Origin of the sequence: Haemophilus haemolyticus (assembly GCF_001008275.1) — a bacterium.
Lineage (GTDB): Bacteria > Pseudomonadota > Gammaproteobacteria > Enterobacterales > Pasteurellaceae > Haemophilus > Haemophilus haemolyticus_P.
The window spans coordinates 21,272-39,093 of record NZ_LCTH01000022.1 but is presented as its reverse complement, the minus strand read 5'-3'; the positions used below and the strand labels follow the sequence as shown (position 1 = coordinate 39,093).

General features: G+C 37.4%; 19 protein-coding genes and 1 pseudogene. 12 read left to right on the top strand and 8 right to left on the bottom strand.

Annotation, left to right across the window (positions count from 1 at the left end):
• The first annotated feature begins 1 nt into the window (after position 1).
• From AAX15_RS03020 to mtgA, 6 genes and pseudogenes are all read left to right on the top strand, one after another.
• The gene (locus AAX15_RS03020) at positions 2 to 559 is read left to right on the top strand and encodes a septation protein A (protein WP_005636812.1); all 558 of its coding nucleotides are present in this window, start codon (positions 2 to 4) and stop codon (positions 557 to 559) included.
• Positions 559 to 1,038, top strand: a complete 480-nt coding sequence (gene yciA / locus AAX15_RS03015) for an acyl-CoA thioester hydrolase YciA (RefSeq protein ID WP_005636811.1) — start codon at positions 559 to 561, stop codon at positions 1,036 to 1,038. Before AAX15_RS03020 ends, yciA begins: the two co-directional genes overlap by 1 nt.
• 15 nt (positions 1,039 to 1,053) lie before the next feature.
• The gene (locus AAX15_RS03010; RefSeq protein WP_005636808.1) at positions 1,054 to 1,350 is read left to right on the top strand and encodes a YciI family protein; all 297 of its coding nucleotides are present in this window, start codon (positions 1,054 to 1,056) and stop codon (positions 1,348 to 1,350) included.
• 25 nt (positions 1,351 to 1,375) lie between these two features.
• Complete coding sequence (locus AAX15_RS03005; protein WP_046939082.1) at positions 1,376 to 3,157, top strand: transglycosylase SLT domain-containing protein; 1,782 nt, start codon at positions 1,376 to 1,378, stop codon at positions 3,155 to 3,157.
• Between the two features lie 37 nt (positions 3,158 to 3,194).
• Positions 3,195 to 3,500, top strand: coding sequence for a trp operon repressor (trpR, locus tag AAX15_RS03000; protein WP_005629736.1), 306 nt, complete (start codon positions 3,195 to 3,197; stop codon positions 3,498 to 3,500).
• Positions 3,487 to 4,226, top strand: a pseudogene (gene mtgA, locus AAX15_RS02995) (monofunctional biosynthetic peptidoglycan transglycosylase). Before trpR ends, mtgA begins: the two are co-directional and overlap by 14 nt.
• Positions 4,227 to 4,331: 105 nt before the next feature.
• On the opposite strand, the gene frdD reads toward mtgA, so the two are convergent.
• From frdD to frdA, 4 genes are read right to left on the bottom strand one after another with little or no spacing between them, the layout of a single operon-like run.
• A complete protein-coding gene (frdD, locus tag AAX15_RS02990) occupies positions 4,332 to 4,676 on the bottom strand; it encodes a fumarate reductase subunit FrdD (protein WP_005631316.1) in 345 nt (114 codons plus the stop codon).
• A gap of 12 nt (positions 4,677 to 4,688) precedes the next feature.
• Positions 4,689 to 5,099 carry a fumarate reductase subunit FrdC gene (gene frdC / locus AAX15_RS02985; protein ID WP_046939080.1) on the bottom strand — a complete coding sequence of 137 codons (411 nt, stop codon included), beginning with the start codon at positions 5,097 to 5,099 and terminating at the stop codon, positions 4,689 to 4,691.
• A 10-nt stretch (positions 5,100 to 5,109) separates the two neighbouring features.
• The gene (locus AAX15_RS02980; protein WP_005639269.1) at positions 5,110 to 5,880 is read right to left on the bottom strand and encodes a succinate dehydrogenase/fumarate reductase iron-sulfur subunit; all 771 of its coding nucleotides are present in this window, start codon (positions 5,878 to 5,880) and stop codon (positions 5,110 to 5,112) included.
• Positions 5,873 to 7,672 carry a fumarate reductase (quinol) flavoprotein subunit gene (frdA, locus tag AAX15_RS02975; RefSeq protein WP_046939079.1) on the bottom strand — a complete coding sequence of 600 codons (1,800 nt, stop codon included), beginning with the start codon at positions 7,670 to 7,672 and terminating at the stop codon, positions 5,873 to 5,875. Before frdA ends, AAX15_RS02980 begins: the two co-directional genes overlap by 8 nt.
• Before the next feature lie 216 nt (positions 7,673 to 7,888).
• Here frdA and epmA point away from each other — a divergent pair, with 216 nt between their 5' ends.
• Positions 7,889 to 8,860 (top strand): elongation factor P--(R)-beta-lysine ligase, encoded by a 972-nt coding sequence (gene epmA, locus AAX15_RS02970; RefSeq protein ID WP_046939078.1) that lies wholly within the window; start codon positions 7,889 to 7,891, stop codon positions 8,858 to 8,860.
• Positions 8,861 to 8,899: 39 nt separating this feature from the next.
• On the opposite strand, the gene cpxA is transcribed toward epmA, so the two are convergent.
• The 4 genes from cpxA to yejK all read right to left on the bottom strand — a co-directional run bounded on the left by cpxA (position 8,900) and on the right by yejK (position 12,537).
• On the bottom strand, positions 8,900 to 10,297 hold the full coding sequence (gene cpxA, locus AAX15_RS02965; RefSeq protein WP_046939077.1) for an envelope stress sensor histidine kinase CpxA: 1,398 nt from the start codon (positions 10,295 to 10,297) through the stop codon (positions 8,900 to 8,902).
• Between the two features lie 4 nt (positions 10,298 to 10,301).
• A complete protein-coding gene (locus AAX15_RS02960) occupies positions 10,302 to 10,988 on the bottom strand; it encodes a response regulator (RefSeq protein WP_046939076.1) in 687 nt (228 codons plus the stop codon).
• 54 nt (positions 10,989 to 11,042) lie between these two features.
• Positions 11,043 to 11,456 (bottom strand): outer membrane protein assembly factor BamE, encoded by a 414-nt coding sequence (gene bamE / locus AAX15_RS02955; protein WP_005634176.1) that lies wholly within the window; start codon positions 11,454 to 11,456, stop codon positions 11,043 to 11,045.
• Positions 11,457 to 11,520: 64 nt separating this feature from the next.
• The gene (gene yejK, locus AAX15_RS02950) at positions 11,521 to 12,537 is read right to left on the bottom strand and encodes a nucleoid-associated protein YejK (RefSeq protein ID WP_046939075.1); all 1,017 of its coding nucleotides are present in this window, start codon (positions 12,535 to 12,537) and stop codon (positions 11,521 to 11,523) included.
• Positions 12,538 to 12,665: 128 nt separating this feature from the next.
• Here yejK and AAX15_RS02945 point away from each other — a divergent pair, with 128 nt between their 5' ends.
• The 5 genes from AAX15_RS02945 (at position 12,666) to acrA (ending at position 17,820) form a co-directional block, all read left to right on the top strand.
• Positions 12,666 to 12,884, top strand: coding sequence for a YejL family protein (locus AAX15_RS02945; protein WP_046939074.1), 219 nt, complete (start codon positions 12,666 to 12,668; stop codon positions 12,882 to 12,884).
• A 1-nt stretch (position 12,885) separates the two neighbouring features.
• Complete coding sequence (locus AAX15_RS02940; RefSeq protein WP_046939073.1) at positions 12,886 to 14,643, top strand: DUF3413 domain-containing protein; 1,758 nt, start codon at positions 12,886 to 12,888, stop codon at positions 14,641 to 14,643.
• Positions 14,644 to 14,840: 197 nt separating this feature from the next.
• Complete coding sequence (locus tag AAX15_RS02935; RefSeq protein ID WP_046939072.1) at positions 14,841 to 15,833, top strand: amidohydrolase family protein; 993 nt, start codon at positions 14,841 to 14,843, stop codon at positions 15,831 to 15,833.
• 196 nt (positions 15,834 to 16,029) lie between these two features.
• Positions 16,030 to 16,593, top strand: a complete 564-nt coding sequence (acrR, locus tag AAX15_RS02930; protein ID WP_046939071.1) for an efflux transporter AcrAB transcriptional repressor AcrR — start codon at positions 16,030 to 16,032, stop codon at positions 16,591 to 16,593.
• A gap of 30 nt (positions 16,594 to 16,623) precedes the next feature.
• Positions 16,624 to 17,820, top strand: coding sequence for a multidrug efflux RND transporter periplasmic adaptor subunit AcrA (gene acrA / locus AAX15_RS02925; RefSeq protein ID WP_046939070.1), 1,197 nt, complete (start codon positions 16,624 to 16,626; stop codon positions 17,818 to 17,820).
• The last annotated feature ends 2 nt before the right edge of the window (positions 17,821 to 17,822 follow it).

The window sequence follows — 17,822 nt, the reverse complement described above, 5'->3', positions numbered from 1 at the left end:
TATGAAACAACTCCTTGACTTTATCCCTTTAATTTTATTTTTTGTCACTTACAAACTCGGTGGTGTACGTGAAGCAGCCATCGTATTAGTGGTTGCAACAATTTTGCAGATCGTGATTTTAAAATGGAAATACGGAACCGTTGAAAAACAACAAAAAATTATGGCAAGTGCGGTCGTTTTTTTTGGACTTTTAACTGCCTACTTTAATGAAATCCGTTATTTGCAATGGAAAGTAACAATTATCAATGCCTTGTTTGCCATTGTTTTGCTCGTCGCACAATTTCAATTTAAAACGCCATTAATCAAAAAATTACTTGGTAAAGAGCTACAACTGCCCGAAAAGGCTTGGAATACACTTAACCTCGGTTGGGCAGTATTCTTTATTATTTGTATGTTGGTGAATATTTATATCAGCCATAATATGTCGGAAGAAGCTTGGGTTGATTTCAAATCTTTCGGAATTATTGGTATGACGGTGATTGCAACGATTATTTCAGGTGCTTATATCTATCGCTATTTACCTAAAGATGATTCAAATTCAAAAGATGGAGAAAAATAATGTCTTCCAATTTTACTGATAAAAATGGCCGTCATTCCAAAGGGATTCTATTACTACGAACCTTAGCAATGCCTTCTGATACCAATGCTAACGGAGATATCTTCGGCGGTTGGATCATGTCTCAAATGGATATGGGCGGTGCGATTTTAGCAAAAGAAATCGCACATGGGCGCGTAGTTACTGTTGCCGTTGAAAGTATGAATTTTATCAAACCAATCTCTGTAGGTGATGTGGTTTGTTGCTACGGTCAATGTTTAAAAGTAGGACGTTCTTCCATTAAAATTAAAGTAGAAGTATGGGTGAAAAAAGTAGCGAGTGAGCCAATTGGTGAACGCTATTGCGTGACTGATGCAGTATTTACCTTCGTCGCAGTAGATAATAATAGTCGCTCACGCATGATTCCTCGTGAAAATAACCACGAATTAGAAAAAGCATTGGCCTCAATTGCAGAGTTTGAGGCTGAACAAAACGCCTGTTAATAGAAGGAAATGATGATGTTCTATGTGATTTTTGCTCAAGATATTCCAAATACATTAGAAAAACGTCTTGCCGTACGCGAGCAACACTTAGCTCGTTTAAAACAACTGCAAGCAGAAAACCGTTTACTTACGGCTGGTCCCAATCCAGCTATTGACGATGAAAATCCTGGAGAGGAAGGTTTTACTGGTTCAACCGTAATTGCACAATTCGCAAACTTACAAGCAGCAAAAGACTGGGCTGCACAAGATCCTTATGTAGAAGCTGGCGTATATGGTGATGTTATTGTAAAACCATTTAAAAAAGTATTTTAGCCATCCTCAATTCTAATAAGCTAACATGAAAAAAGTCGCTTTAATTTCTCTCAGCATTTTGACCGCTCTTTCTGCTTTTGCCGATTCACCTAACACGGCAACAGCATCCATCAATCTTGAGCAAGAAAAACAAAACTGGGCGTCTGCACAGCATCAAGACTACTTAAAACGTTTGAAGCAACGTGAAATCTTTTTGCAAGTTGAAGGAATGCTAAAAAGTGCGGTAAAAAACCAACAATTTTCTGAAGCGACTCAAAATATCACAAAAACCTTAATCGGCTCATTGCAAGGCTATCCTTTGCAATATGATTTGCTAGCACGCTTTTGGGAAACCAAAATCGCCTTTTTAAAAAGTGATGACATTCAAGGCAAACAACAAGCAATAAATGAACTCAATTCATTAGAGCAACAAAATTACCCTTTTATAACGCCAGCATTTCAAGCCTTATTACAAAAACTATCCACGTTAGAGGAACAACAAACAGCAGCAACGTCGGATAATGCTAAAGAAAATAACAGGGTTCAAGAAGAACAAAATCAAGTAGAAAATCCTAAACAACTTGCTGAGATTATAAAGAACAGTAATCCTAGCACTTTAGATAAAAATGCATTAATCGATGCTTTTCCTCGTTATCTAAAAACATTATCGGAACAAATAGAGAATCCAAATTTTGAGCTCTATCAGCAATGGGCTGAAACTTGGCAACTCTCAGAAGATGAAATCAAACAGTGGAAAACAGCCTTTTTAAATCGCTTTTTTGATAATGAAAACGCTGGTTTTCAAAAATGGCGTGATGAACAAATCCAACAATTAAAAACAGATAATCTAACTGAACGCCGTTTACGAATGGCAATTTGGCAGAAGACAGATCTTTCTCCGTGGCTTAATTCACTTACTACTGAAGGAAAAGCAAAACAAGAATGGCGTTATTGGGAAGCTAAACAAGATATATCAAAAAATATAGAAAAACTGACCGCACTTTCAAAAGAGCGGGGATTCTATCCAATGTTAGCTGCTGCACAATTAAAGCAAGCATATAAAGTCGATTTTCCAGTAGCACCAAGTTTTACCGTGGCAGAACAACTTCCTTTCGAGCAAGTTTTCGCCATGATTCGAGAACTGAGAGAACTTGGACGAAATGGTTTAGCAAAACAACGTTGGCGAATTTTACTTGATAATGCTGATTTCACAACACAGCTAAAACTTGCAGAATATGCTGAAAACCAACAATGGTTTGAATTAGCTGTTGATGCTTCTATTGTTGCAAAAGCGTGGGATTACCTTTCTCTTAGACTGCCAAATGCTTATCCTGAATACTTCAATGCAGCATTACAGAATTTGAATATCAGCAAAACTTTTGCAATGGCAATCGCCCGTCAAGAAAGTGCTTGGAATCCAATGGCACAATCTTCTGCAAATGCGCGGGGCTTAATGCAACTTCTGCCAAGCACAGCAAAATTGACTGCAGAGAATAATCAACTACCTTATCAAGGCGAACAAGATTTATTCAAACCATTGAATAATATTTTACTAGGTACAGCACATCTGAATGAACTCAATGGAAAATATCCTAATAATCGAATATTGATTGCAGCAGCTTACAATGCAGGGGCAAATAGAGTAGAAAAATGGTTAAGCCGCGCTAATGGAAAACTTGCATTAGACGAATTTGTTGCCTCCATTCCTTTTTACGAAACTCGTGGTTATGTGCAAAATGTAGTCACTTATGATTTTTACTATCAAATTTTACAAAATAAAGAAAACCCACAAATATTTAGCCAAGAAGAATTGAATCGGCTATACTAAACGCACTAGTTTAATAGTGTGGAATGGGAGCGTAATTATGTATATCAGCCGCAATTTAGAACAATGGAATGCATTTCTTCAAATGCTAAAAATCGCCTTTGAAGAAAATAAAGCACAGGAGTTTCTAACCTTATTATTAACGGCAGACGAACGGGATGCAGTGGGATTACGCTTACAGATTGTCTCTCAGCTGATCGATAAAAATATGCCTCAGCGTGAAATTCAACAAAATCTGAATACAAGTGCCGCCACAATCACTCGAGGTTCCAATATGATTAAAACGATGGATCCTGATTTTATGCAATGGATGAAACAACATCTTGATCTCATTGAAAAAAACTAATCGAATTTTTACCGCACTTTCACGCTTATTTAGTCCTAAATGGTGGAAAAAAAACTGGCAGCGAGTTGTCTTTCGTTTTTTTTCGCCGTTTTTGCTTTGTTGCTGCTTTTTCGCTTTGTCCCTATTCCATTTTCCGCTTATATGGTACAACAAAAAATCGCTAATCTTTTACAAGGCGATTTTCGATATCAAATCCAATATAACTGGGTCAGCCTAGAAAATATCTCCCCAAACATTCAATTAGCTGTGATTTCATCAGAAGATCAGCGTTTTCCTGAACATTTAGGCTTTGATTTTGAGGCTATCCAACGAGCAATTCAGTATAACGAAAAATCTAAAAAAGGAATCCGAGGGGCATCAACCATTTCCCAGCAAACCGCTAAAAACTTAATACTTTGGCACGGACAAAATTGGCTAAGAAAAGGTTTAGAAGTTCCAGCAACTATGTTACTCGAGCTGACTTGGTCAAAAAAACGTATTTTAGAAGTGTATTTAAATATTGCAGAATTTGGGAACGGCATTTTTGGTGTGGAAGCGGCAAGTCGCTATTACTTTAAAAAATCAGCTAAAAATTTATCTCAAAATGAAGCCGCACTTTTAGCTGCTGTGTTACCCAATCCAATCATTTATAAAGTAAATAAGCCAAGCTTATTAGTTCGTAAAAAACAAGCTTGGATTTTGAGACAAATGGGAAATTTAGGTACTGAATACTTGAGCCATTTATAAAAAATTCAATCAAATTTATAAAGTAAAACAAACTAAAAAATATTTACTTGATACATAAAATAAAAAAACGAGTCTTAGACTCGTTTTTTATTTATAGCATTTTTATTACAGGTTTATTACCGCAAATAACACCCAAACAGTATAAATTGTGGCTAAACCATAAAAGATAAATCCACCTGCTGGCACATGCACTTTAAGATCGTGCATACCGTGGTGAATACGGTGCAAACCACACCACATTGGGAAAATAGTAAGCACTAAAATAACTAATTTACCAATCCAAGAATAAGCAAAAGTAATTAAATTATGCGCATCGACTAAACCAAATGGTAATAACAAACCGATAATTAAAATAACGACAGGGAAGAAAATTGCACTCACTGTGCCGCCTGCACCGAACATTAACCATACTGGCGGTTCGCCGGAGCGTTTTGGATTTTGATCAACCATTTTTTCTCTCCCTTAAATATAAACTAAAACTAAAGCAATCACGCTAACTAATGCGGTTACCGCCCAAAGTGCATTTCTTACAAGAGTGTGTGGTAAGCGTTCATTTTTCACAATGATATTCATCACTTTTGGTGTCATTAAGAAATATGTCACCGTATGATAAAGCGTTGCGATAAGCGTAATAATATTTAAGAACACCACAATTGGGTTTCTTAAAAACTCAATAAAGCTCAAGATGCCTAAGCCTGGCATTGGATTGCTTGCGAGGCAAAGAACACCATAAAGCAATACAATACAAAACCATACAGCAAAGATTGAAGTCGCTTCACGTAGCATATAAGCTTTGTAGAAGTCCAATTTTTGCCACCAAGTCGCTGTCATTGGACGAACATATTTTTTACGTTTACTAACTGTTACAGACATTCCTTCCCCCTTAGCCTTTTGGTTTTAGCATAGAGATAACATAATCTTTGGCACTTTCCACTTTTCCTTGGTTAATTGCAGAAGCAGGATCCACATGTTTTGGACAAACTTCTGAGCAATAGCCAACGAAAGTACAACTCCAAACCCCGTTTTTACCATTTAATAATGACATACGTTTTGCTTTACCATGATCACGGTTATCAAGATTATAACGATGAGCCATTGTAATCGCTGCAGGGCCTAAGAATTCAGGATTTAAACCAAATTGAGGGCAAGCGGCATAGCATAAACCACAATTGATACACATTGAGAATTGACGATATTTCTCAAGTTGTGCTGGCGTTTGTTTAGTACGGCTTACTTGCAATTCTTTCGATGGATGTGGTTTACCATCTAATGCAGGTGCTTCGTTACCAATAATATAAGGTTTAATTGCCTCTAAACTTTCGATAAAGTGGCTTAAATCAACCACCAAGTCACGTTCAATTGGGAAGTTTGCTAACGGCTCAATACGCATATGGCCACTGTAATCACGCAAGAACGTTTTACAAGCCAATTTCGGTTTGTTATTTACCATCATCCCACAAGAACCGCAGATCGCCATGCGGCAAGACCAACGATAAGAAAGAGATGGTTCAAGTTTATCCTTAATATAACCTAACGCATCAAGTAATGAGGTTTGATTATCATAAGGTACTTGATAAGTACTTAAATGCGGCTCTTGATCGATTTCAGGATTGTAGCGTAATACTTCAACATTCATTACTGGTGAATTAGCCATTTGCTTGCTCCTTAGCTTTCGCAGCTGCTTCTTGAGCCTCTGCCTCAGCACCGTAAACACGTTTTGCAGGTTGAGATTTCGTAATTTTCACCGGACTGTATTCAATGCGCGGTGCACCATTCTCATTGTAGAAAGCAAGTGTGTGTTTTAAATAATTTACATCATCACGTTCAGTGTAATCTAAGCGTTGGTGAGCGCCACGAGATTCTTTACGTTCAATCGCTGAATTTGCAATAGATTGTGCAACATCTAGGATGTAGCCTAACTCAACTGTATAAAGTACATCCGTATTGAACACGCTTGAGTTATCTGCTACGCGAATACGTTTGTAACGTTCTTTTAATTCTGCAATTTTATCTACTGCTTTTTGCATACTTGCTTGGTCACGGTAAATACCACAGCCTTCTTCCATTACAGAACCCATTTCGTCACGGATTTCAGACCAAGATTCGTTACCTTCTTGTTTATGAAGGGCTTCTAAACGAGCGACAACATCTTTTGCTTGAGCATCAACCGCACTTTGGTTTACAGATTGAGATTCAACTGCACGTTGTGCCGCATATTCCCCTGCAACACGACCTAACACAACAAGTTCAGCTAAAGAGTTAGAGCCTAAGCGGTTTGCACCATGTAAACCTGAAGATGCACACTCACCTACAGCAAATAAACCTTTGATACGAGTTTCGCTATTGAAATCGACTTCAATGCCGCCCATAGTGTAGTGAACAACTGGACGAACTGGGATCGGCTCATTCACTGGATTTACACCTTCATAAGCACTTGCTAATTCACAAATGAATGGCAAACGCTCATGTAAATATTTTTCACCAAGATGACGTAAATCTAAATGCACAACATCTACGCCTTTCGCAGTTTTTAAGGTATTACCTTTTTTCCATTCTTGCCAGAATGCTTGAGAAACTTTATCGCGAGGACCAAGTTCCATATATTTATTTTGCGGTTTACCAATTGGGGTTTCTGGTCCTAGACCGTAATCTTGAAGATAACGGTAGCCATCTTTATTCACTAAGATACCGCCTTCACCACGACAACCTTCAGTCATTAAGATGCCGGTATTCGGTAAACCTGTTGGGTGATATTGAACAAATTCCATATCACGAAGTGGTACACCATGACGATACGCCATAGATAAGCCGTCACCTGTTACAATACCGCCGTTGGTATTGAATTTAAATGCACGACAACCACCACCTGTTGCAATCACAACCGCATTTGCATTGATTTGAACAAGTGAACCCTCCATCATGTTCATTGCAACCATACCACGAGCATGGCCATCATCAACAAGAATATCTAATACGAAGTGTTCATCAAAACGTTGGATTTGTGGATATTGAATAGAAGTTTGGAAAAGCGTGTGTAATAAATGGAAACCCGTTTTATCGGCAGCGAACCAAGTACGCTCAATTTTCATTCCACCAAAACGACGTACGTTTACATCGCCATCAGCTTTACGGCTCCAAGGACATCCCCAACGTTCTAATTGAGTCATTTCCACCGGTGAATGTTGTACGAAATATTCCACAACATCCTGTTCGCAAAGCCAGTCACCACCCGCAACGGTATCTTGGAAGTGTTTATCGTAAGAATCTTCCTCTTTGATAACTGCCGCTGCGCCACCTTCTGCTGCTACAGTATGGCTACGCATTGGGTACACTTTTGAAACTAATGCAATTTTTAAGTTAGGATTTGCTTCCGCTGCTGCAATCGCTGCACGTAAACCGCCACCACCAGCGCCAACAATCGCAATATCGACATTAACTGTTTGCACGATATCCTCCAATAAATATAGAAAGTAAAAAATAGAAATCACCCTAAAAGGGTAATCTAGTAAGGCCATTCTGCCATTTTTTGTTACAAATTAATAACGTTTTTTATGTAGGAAAAGGGGAAAAAGTATGATTTTGTGATCTACCTCAAAAAAGCTTAGATTGAGTTGAGAAGGGCTCTCGTTTACAATGATGCAAATTTAAAAATGGGAATAAAAATGACCGCATTTACTCATTGGCAACCTTCTGCCGATATAAAAAATCTGCTTAAACGTGCAAAAATTATTGCTGAAATTCGTCAATTTTTTACAGAACGAGGCTTGCTTGAAGTTGAGACGCCTGTTCTAAGTGAATTTGGCGTCACTGATTTGCACCTTTCCACATTTAGCACAGAATTTCTCGCGCCTTTTGGTGAACAATCGAAAACACTTTGGCTTTCTACAAGCCCTGAATATCACATGAAACGCTTGCTTGCCGCAGGCAGTGGACCGATATTTCAAATTAGTAAAGTGTTCCGTAATGAAGAAGCTGGTAATCGCCACAATCCAGAATTTACTATGTTGGAATGGTATCGACCGCACTTTAATATGCATCGTTTAATTAATGAAGTAGATGATTTACTCCAACAAATTTTAGATTGCCCATCTGCAGAAAGTTTAAGCTACCAATTTGTTTTCCAAGAATATGTAGGTTTAGATCCTTTATCTGCAGAACGTTCAGAATTAATCGAAGCGGCGCGTAAACATAACTTTATGGCTGAAGATAATGAAGAGCGCGATACTTTATTACAGTTCTTATTTAGTGAAGTCGTTGAACCTCAAATAGGAAAAGATCGACCTGTTGCGGTTTATCATTTTCCTTCAACACAAGCCGCCCTAGCACAAGTGAGCCCAGAAGATCAGCGGGTTGCAGAACGCTTTGAGTTTTATTACAAAGGATTAGAACTGGCAAATGGTTTCCATGAATTGACAGATGCACGAGAACAAAGACATCGTTTTGAATTAGATAATCAGCAAAGGAAGAAACATGGATTGCCAATTCGAGACGTTGACGAACGTTTTCTAGCTGCATTAGAAGCAGGTTTACCAAATTCTTCTGGCGTGGCGCTGGGAGTCGATCGCCTAATTATGGTTGCGTTAGGTTGTGAGAAAATTAATGAAGTGATTTCTTTTTCCGTGGATAATGCCTAGACGAGAAGTGCGGTAAAAAATCTACCGCACTTTTGATTTTTAGTGACTGATCCATAATGGCAATAGTATAGTAACAGCAAGCCCGCCTAGTGGGCTTTTTTCAGCCCAGACCTTCCCTTGATGCTCCTGAATAACATTATACACAATCGCCAATCCTAGTCCTGTGCCGCCAGTCGTTCTAGTTCGCGTCTCATCTACTCGATAAAATGGTTTAAAGATTTTTTTAAATTCATCTGGATGGACTCCAGATCCGTTGTCATCTATACGGATCCTGAGAAATTCTTCTTCTTCTTCTTGTATAAAAATATGAAGTTCGATCTTATCCTTGGTGTATTTAAGTGCATTTGTCACGATATTTTCAACCGCACTTTCCAGCAATCTAAAATTGCCGTTAAGTTGTAATTCATTTTTGGGTAAACGAATATTTGTGAGAAACGTTATACCTCGTTGCTCTGCCTCAAATTTGGCATCGTTGATAATATCAGTCCAAAGCGTATTGGCATAAAAAATATCCCGTTCAACTTGACTATTCATTTGATGGCGTGAAAGTAGAAGTAGCTCACTAATCATTTTATCCATTCGCCCTATTTCTCTTTCAATGCGTTTTACGCTCTCTGTTTCGCCACATTCATGACGAACAAGCGCTGTAGCCAACTGTAAACGAGTGAGTGGCGTTTTTAATTCATGTGAAATAGATGAAAGTAGGGTTTGCTGATTAGAGATTAGATGCTCAATAGAAGCTGCCATTCGATTAAAACTTTGACCAACTTGACGTAGCTCTAATGGACCATTAGCCACTAAGCTCTTATCAATTTTAAAATTACCTAATGCCACTGAATTCGCTGCTTTTTGCAAGAGAGAAATAGGTCTAATCAGCATTCTTGTAAACCACCAAAGCAATGGGCTAGTGATTAAAAGAATAATCAAAATCAATATAATGGGTCTATCAAAAACATAATTAAAGATCTCACGCTGTGGGTTAACGTAAGAAATAAAATACAAGGCATAAGAGGCTGTATCCCCTAAATAAACCTGGAACGGCCCTGAAAGCTGAAGCTCATTAAAATTTTTACGTTTAGGTTCTGAAAAATCGCCAGATACATCTGCAAATCTTCGGATATAAGGCGCTTCCTCTGGTAATTCACCGAGAATATTTTTAGTTTTTAAATTAATCAGAACAGGTCTAGAAGGTTGAAATTTATCTGAATGTAAAACAGGAACTTCTGAAATCAGTCCTTGTAATCGACCATTACGAACGATATTCAGGATTTCTTTTTGATAATTAACAATATCTGATTCTTCTAGAGGGGAATAGAGTCTAAGATCGAGATTGGGTACCATGATCACAAGGCTCATCATGATAAAAAAAGAAAACCAGAACAGAGCAAATATTCTGATTGCAAGTTGATTGAAACAGAAAAAACTACGCAATTTCATAAAACTAAGTGACTAAAAGGTATCCTTTTCCTCGTAAAGTTTTAAACCAAGGCAATTTGCTTTCTCGCTCTGGTAGCTTTCGTCTTAAATTAGATATATGCATATCAAGAGAGCGGTCGAACGGACTTAATGTTTTTCCTAGCACTTCTAAACTTAATTCTTCACGAGTAACAATATCCCCCTTTAATTCTATTAATCGCTGAAGGATCTTAAACTCATAATCCGTTAGATTTAAGTTTTCCTCACCATACATCGCAGTTTGGCGAGTCAAATATAAGGTTACGTTCTCAAAAGATAATATTTCTTTTTTATCGTTAACATTATTTGATGGTGACACACTTCGACGCAAAATCGCTCTAATTCTTGCAACTAATTCACGATCATTAAATGGTTTAGGCAAGTAATCATCCGCACCCAATTCTAAGCCTAATATGCGATCGATATCATCGCCTTTTGCTGTAAGCATCATCACTGCCACATTAGAGACTTTACGAATTTCTTTTAATGTATCAAGACCATTTAGCTTCGGCATCATCACATCAAGTAAAACCAACTCATGCCTTTCATCCAGTTTTTGTAATGCCTCTAATCCATTATTTGCTGTTTGAACATCAAACCCTTCTAACGTTAAAAGGGATGAAAGTAATTCCGTCAATTCAACATCGTCATCAACGAGCAAGAGTTTTGACATTGGGGATTCCTTTTTATCAATCGTTCTTGTTGTAGTGCGGTGAAAATAGAAAGATTATTTCCAGAATTGCCACCAGCTTGATTTTGCTTTCTCACCAGTTTGAATAATGGTGTTGTTCTCGCCTTGTTGCGAAACTTCTGGCAAAGGTTTATCAAGATTGGTTTCTGTCACAATACCACGTTGATCAAATTTTACAGTGAAAGTATGTTGAACAGGTGTTTCATAAGCACGTTGTTGTAAGAACACATAGTACCAAGTCTGACTATTATAAGGATCGATTAATACTGGCGTACCCAACAAATATTGTACTTGTTGAGCAGTCATGCCTTCTTTAACTTGAGCAACGGTAGTCGCTTCTAAATAGTTGCCTTGTGGTACATCAATTCGATATACAACTTTTTCAACGGTGGAACAAGAAGCGACGCTTAATGCTAAAAAGGTTGCGCCTAAAAGTGTTTTAACTTGCATTTTCTTTACCTTATTTGTGCAAAAGTACTGTCAAATAATACCCAAGTTTGAGCATATTTCCAAATTAATTCTCTGATTTTAAAGCCTTTTGTAATTGATCTTTTAAATTCGGCGGTAAACCCTTGATAGTAAGCGTATCCGTCATTGGTTCCCATTGAATTCGAGTATTTAATAAATCAGCATCGAAACTAATACTCACCCCCTTTCCTGAACCCGTGAATTTTGTTAGGGATTTTAAGGTTGAACGTACTGGCGGAATGCTGTCTTCCAAGCCATAATTCTGTTCTCCCGCAAAGGTAACAAAAGACTGTTCGTTTAGAGTGGGTAAGGAATCAGAAAGTTCCTGCAATTCAATTTCATCACCGCCTGCAAGTTGAGCTTTACAATATTTAAACACTTGTTTTTTTACTGCTTGAGTTTGCTCTTTATTGAGTTCACCTTGATCACAATAATCACTCACTGCTTGCAATAAACATTGGTTTTGGACTTGTGGATTTAATCCTTCTTCGGCACCTAAAAAATCCATGAAAAAATCACTAATTTTGCGACCGACACGGCCTTTTATGAAAGTTAAATAACGATTAGAGTTTGCATTCACCTGTAAATCCGTCAAATTCACTCTTGCCGCAATATCAAACTGAGTAATATCAAGATATTCTGTACGGCGAATATCTAAATGCTCATCCACTAACATACTATGACGGCTATCAAGCAATGCAATAAACAAATAATCTGTCGCTAAGAAATTATATTGACATAAAATCAAAGTACCACTTTCTGCAAAGTTATATTTACCTAGCTCATCTGCAAGCAATTTTGTTGAGTGTTGACTAAAACCTAAAAACTCAATTTCTTGTTCCAATAAACGATTTAAATGTTGTGCAAAGATAGACTTTTCCTGAAACACGCCAAAAGCCTTCGCTTTATTTTGATAGCCTTGATGAAGTTGCAACATCATTTGTTCTACTTCTGGCGTAATTGACAACAGCTCATCGCGTAATACACTTTCCATTTTTATGCTGTCGCCATCCACATTTTTGACTAACTGATGCAAAACAATTTGATTAACGGTAATACTCATTTTTGTCACCTTTGAAAAATTTGTCGCAAATTATAACCGCACTTTTTAAGCAAGAAAAAAGAAATTATTTAGGTTCTACCAAATAATCGGGTATCATAAGCCAAATTTTTTGTTTTATTTTTAACATTATGGCTCAACATTCTAAATATTCTGATGCTCAATTAAGTGTGATTGTAAACGATATGATCGCAGTACTAGAAAAGCATAAAGCCCCTGTAGATCTTTCGTTAATCGCACTGGGTAACATGGCGAGTAATTTATTAACCACCAGTGTGCCGCAAACTCAACGTGAGGCATTAGCCCAAGCGTTTTCGAATTCCTTAATTAATGCGGTAAAAACACGTTAATATGAAATGGATTAAAAAAGGCACCTTCAGCGGCAAACAATACCGCGATGACGTTTCACGAAAAATTTCGTGGGGCCATTGGTTTGCCTTTTTTAATATCATTGTTGCTATTCTTATTGGCACTCGTTATGCCTTTATCATTGACTGGCCAGATACTCTCGCAGGAAAACTTTATTTCTTTGTGAGTTTGCTCGGGCATTTCAGTTTCAACGTTTTTGCGTTGTACTTACTCGTGGTCTTTCCATTGAGTTTTATTGTTAAAAATCACCGCACTTTTCGCGGATTAACGGTAATTTTTTCCACCATTTGTACAACCTTATTATTATTTGATACCGCTATTTTCAATCGTTTTAATCTGCATTTATCCTCTGTTGTATGGAATTTGCTGGTCAATCCAGAAAATGGTGAAATGTCACGCGATTGGCAAATTTTCTTTGCACCAATGCCAATAATTTTACTGGCACAAATGTTATTTTCTCGCTGGAGTTGGGAAAAATTACGTAGTCTTGAACGCCAAAAATGGCTAAAAGGCACCGGTATATTCTTAACCGCAACATTCATTGCGACACATTTAATTTATGCTTGGGCAGATGCTTATTTGTATCGTCCTATCACCATGCAACGATCTAATTTCCCTTTATCTTATCCAATGACAGCTCGTTCTTTTTTAGAAAAACACGGTTTCTTGGATGGAGAAGAATATACGCAAAAATTGGCGCAAGAAGGTCGTTTAGATGCCTTAAAAATTGATTATCCGAAAAAAGAACTCACTTACGCACCAATTACGCACAAACCTAATATTCTGATCGTAACGGTTTCGGGTTTACGCCATGATGCGGTTTCTAATGAAAAAATGCCAAAACTTGCTGAATTTGCAACAAGTTCAACGGAATTCACTAATCATTACAGCACAGGTAACAGTAACAACGCAGGCTTAATTGGGTTATTTTACGGGCTAAATGCAAATTACACCGATAGCATTTTAAGCAATCATACCCAATCTGTTTTAATTGAAAAATTACGTGCTGAAAATTATCAACTGGGTTTATTTTCTGCTACTAATTTCAAAGATAGCGTATTCCGCCAAGCATTATTTCGTGAAATAAAACTTTCATCGAATAAAACCAACAAACCAAATAATGAAAGTGCGGTAAAAAATCTCAATGATTTTATTAAAGCACAAAACACAGACTCACCTTGGTTTGCTTATTTGGATTTAGCCTTGGAGGCTAAAAACCCATCAGACTATGACCGCACTTTGCAGGATATTGATTATCTTTTAGCAAAAGCGTTAGAAGCTACACCGCTTGAAAATACATTAGTCATTATCACGTCAGAGCATGGCTTAACCTTTAATGAAATGAATGAAAAAGAGCGAGAAAACTACTTTGGGCGCGATGAAGTTCAAGTGCCATTGCTTGTATATTGGAAAGATTTACCAGTAGGCAAACAAAATGGATTAAGTAATCATGCGGATATTTTCTCTGCATTAATGCAAACAGTGTTCGGCGTAGAAAACTCGTTGATGGATTATAGTCAAGGACGCAATCTCTTTGATCTTAAGGGGGATGACTGGGTACTTGCCTCTAATTTCCATTGGAATGTAGTGATTCAACCTGATGGAACGCAATACCATATTGATCGCAAAGGTAATTACAAAAAATTCGATAAAGATTATATCGAGCAATCGTCAGACAGACCGCCACTTGGAATCTTCTTAGAAGCCTTCCAATTACAAAATTTCTTCTTTGAAAAATAGTCTATAAGGGCATAAAAGAATAGATTTTTTGCCCTTAAGCCTTTATACTCACGACTCAGTTTAAGACTGAAAAATGTTATTAATGAAAATCCGTGAGTTTTTCATAACATTATCATAATGCTTCTCGCCGTACTTACAGCACCTTTCAATTAATATACATTCTCGTCTTTTTATCCTTTCTTTTTTACGGAGTTTGTATGAAAAGCCACGTTCGTAGTTTTAAAACCTATATTCGCGATGAAATTATCAAAAAAGGCGGGTGGGTAAATGCCCATGCTCATGCTGACCGCGCTTTTACGATGACGCCAGAGAAAATTGGGATTTATCATAGTAGTAATTTGCAACAAAAATGGGATTTAGTGGATGAAGTAAAACGCACTTCCAGTGTTGATGATTATTACGCACGTTTTTGCCAATCTATTGAATTAATGATATCCCAAGGTGTAACCGCATTTGGTACTTTTGTCGATATAGACCCAATTTGTGAAGATCGTGCAATTATTGCCGCACACAAAGCCCGCGAAGTGTATAAACATGACATTATTTTGAAATTTGCCAATCAAACTTTAAAAGGGGTAATCGAACCCACTGCGCGTAAATGGTTTGATATTGGTGCAGAAATGGTAGATATGATTGGTGGCTTACCATATCGTGATGAATTGGATTATGGACGGGGCCTAGAGGCGATGGATATTTTATTAGATAAGGCCAAATCTCTTGGGATTATGTGTCATGTACATGTAGACCAATTCAATAACCCAAGTGAAAAAGAAACTGAGCAACTTTGCGACAAAACCATTGAACACGGAATGGAGGGACGCGTTGTTGGTATCCACGGTATTTCCATTGGCTCACATTCAAAAGAATATCGCTACAAACTTTATGAAAAAATGCGTAAAGCCAAAATGATGATGATCGCCTGTCCAATGGCATGGATTGACAGTAATCGCAAAGAAGATCTTATGCCATTCCATAATGCGCTCACGCCAGCAGATGAAATGATCCCCGAAGGTATCACTGTTGCCCTCGGCACTGATAATATTTGTGATTACATGGTTCCTTTATGTGAAGGCGATTTATGGCAAGAATTAAGCCTATTGGCTGCGGGCTGCCGTTTCCCTCACTTAGATGAAATGGTCAATATTGCAAGTATTAACGGTCGTAAAGTGTTAGGACTAGATCCAATTTAGCTTTTTATTCCGCCCAATCAAAAGTGCGGTCAAAATGGGCAATATTTAAAAGTTGATTACAAAATCTAGCTTTTAAATATTGCCCATTTTCGTTGTGCTTTTGTGTTTTTTAACTTGCCAAAAAACAAAAAACAAATAAAATGAACGCTCATTCATTTTTGAGCAATAATTGCTCCTTATTTTACTCAAGGATCTTATGCGACAAGCTAAAACAGACTTAGCTGAACAGATTTTTTCAGCGACAGATCGTTTAATGGCAAAAGAAGGGTTGAATCAACTTTCTATGCACAAACTTGCGAAAGAAGCGAATGTAGCCGCAGGAACGATTTACCTTTATTTCAAAAACAAAGATGAGTTGCTTGAACAATTTGCACACAGAGTGTTTTCAATGTTTATGGCAACGCTTGAAAAAGATTTTGATGAATCTAAGCCTTTTTTCGAACAGTATCGACAAATGTGGAAAAACATTTGGTATTTCTTACAAGAAAATCCCATTATCTTATCCAATTTAAAGCAATATGAATCTTTGCATAATTTCAAGGATATTTGTAAAAACGTAAAAAATTGCCGTTGGGATTTATTTTGTCATCAAGCACAAAAAGCTGGCTTATTAGCGGAATTATCTGAAGATATTCTCTTTTTATTAAGTTTGAAAACGGCGATAAATTTAGCCTCTGATGCAAAATTTATCGATTTCGATCTTAAACCTGAAATTTTAGAATCTGTGATTGAACGCTCTTGGCGTGCAATTCAGAAATAATAGTTATTATTTTATAACGGAGCTTTAAACATGAGTCAAACTCAACATCAAAGACCAAAACGCTCACATATTTTCTTTATGAAAATAATTTTAGTGGTATTTGTCTTAATTTTTGCCGGTGTCATCGGTTTTAATATGATAAAAGGCGTAATGATAAGCCGAGCAATTGCAGGAATGCCAGAACCTTCAAGCCCAGTGACCGCACTTGAAGTTCAACCTAGAGAATGGACGCCTGTTATCAATACAACAGGTCTTGTGCGTCCAAATCAAGGCGCAATGCTCAGTACACAAAATGCAGGTACGATTTCTCAAGTGCTCGTGCAAAATGGACAACAAGTTAAAAAAGGCGATTTACTCATTGAACTCGATAGTTCAGTAGAACATGCAAGCCTTCAAGCTGCACAGGCACAACTCCCAGCTCTTCGTCAAACTTATCAACGTTATGCTAATTTATTGAAAAGCAATGCTGTTTCACGACAAGAAATGGATAACGCAAAAGCGGCTTATGATGCTCAACTAGCCAATATAGAATCTATCAAAGCAGCAATTGAACGCCGTAAAATCGTTGCGCCATTTGATGGCAAAGCAGGTATTGTGAAAGTAAACGTTGGTCAGTATGTGAATGTTGGAACAGAAATTGTGCGTGTAGAAGATACTAGCTCAATGAAAGTGGATTTTGCTCTTTCACAAAATGATTTAGATAAATTGCATATCGGTCAACGCGTCACAGCAACAACCGATGCTCGCTTGGGCGAAACATTTTCAGCTCGAATCACAGCTATTGAACCCGCCATTAATTCATCAACTGGTTTAGTTGATGTTCAAGCTACTTTTGATCCTGAAGATGGACGTAAATTGCTTTCAGGCATGTTCTCACGTTTACGCATTGCGCTTCCAACTGAAACAAATCAAGTTGTCGTTCCACAAGTAGCCATTAGCTACAACATGTATGGTGAAATTGCTTATTTACTCACACCATTATCTGATGAAGACAAAGAGAAAATGGCTGAGAATAAAAAATTAGATCGTTTATATCGAGCAAAACAAATCACCGTATTTACTAAAGATCGCCAAGGTATTTATTCTCAATTACAAGGTAATGAAGTAAAACCGGGTGATAAGATTATCACTGGTGGTCAACAAGGTATCGGCAATGGCAGTCTTGTAGAATGGATTGAAAAAGACATTGTAGGTGCAACAGAGCCAGTAAATAAAACTAATCTTTAATT

Excerpts from the sequence above, each read along its gene's own strand:
- AAX15_RS03020 (WP_005636812.1), top strand. The coding sequence starts at position 2 with ATGAAACAACTCCTTGACTTTATCCCTTTAATTTTATTTTTTGTCACT.
- yciA (WP_005636811.1), top strand. The coding sequence starts at position 559 with ATGTCTTCCAATTTTACTGATAAAAATGGCCGTCATTCCAAAGGGATT.
- AAX15_RS03010 (WP_005636808.1), top strand. The coding sequence starts at position 1,054 with ATGTTCTATGTGATTTTTGCTCAAGATATTCCAAATACATTAGAAAAA.
- AAX15_RS03005 (WP_046939082.1), top strand. The coding sequence starts at position 1,376 with ATGAAAAAAGTCGCTTTAATTTCTCTCAGCATTTTGACCGCTCTTTCT.
- trpR (WP_005629736.1), top strand. The coding sequence starts at position 3,195 with ATGTATATCAGCCGCAATTTAGAACAATGGAATGCATTTCTTCAAATG.
- frdD (WP_005631316.1), bottom strand. The coding sequence starts at position 4,676 with ATGGTTGATCAAAATCCAAAACGCTCCGGCGAACCGCCAGTATGGTTA.
- frdC (WP_046939080.1), bottom strand. The coding sequence starts at position 5,099 with ATGTCTGTAACAGTTAGTAAACGTAAAAAATATGTTCGTCCAATGACA.
- AAX15_RS02980 (WP_005639269.1), bottom strand. The coding sequence starts at position 5,880 with ATGGCTAATTCACCAGTAATGAATGTTGAAGTATTACGCTACAATCCT.
- epmA (WP_046939078.1), top strand. The coding sequence starts at position 7,889 with ATGACCGCATTTACTCATTGGCAACCTTCTGCCGATATAAAAAATCTG.
- cpxA (WP_046939077.1), bottom strand. The coding sequence starts at position 10,297 with ATGAAATTGCGTAGTTTTTTCTGTTTCAATCAACTTGCAATCAGAATA.
- AAX15_RS02960 (WP_046939076.1), bottom strand. The coding sequence starts at position 10,988 with ATGTCAAAACTCTTGCTCGTTGATGACGATGTTGAATTGACGGAATTA.
- bamE (WP_005634176.1), bottom strand. The coding sequence starts at position 11,456 with ATGCAAGTTAAAACACTTTTAGGCGCAACCTTTTTAGCATTAAGCGTC.
- yejK (WP_046939075.1), bottom strand. The coding sequence starts at position 12,537 with ATGAGTATTACCGTTAATCAAATTGTTTTGCATCAGTTAGTCAAAAAT.
- AAX15_RS02945 (WP_046939074.1), top strand. The coding sequence starts at position 12,666 with ATGGCTCAACATTCTAAATATTCTGATGCTCAATTAAGTGTGATTGTA.
- AAX15_RS02940 (WP_046939073.1), top strand. The coding sequence starts at position 12,886 with ATGAAATGGATTAAAAAAGGCACCTTCAGCGGCAAACAATACCGCGAT.
- AAX15_RS02935 (WP_046939072.1), top strand. The coding sequence starts at position 14,841 with ATGAAAAGCCACGTTCGTAGTTTTAAAACCTATATTCGCGATGAAATT.
- acrR (WP_046939071.1), top strand. The coding sequence starts at position 16,030 with ATGCGACAAGCTAAAACAGACTTAGCTGAACAGATTTTTTCAGCGACA.
- acrA (WP_046939070.1), top strand. The coding sequence starts at position 16,624 with ATGAGTCAAACTCAACATCAAAGACCAAAACGCTCACATATTTTCTTT.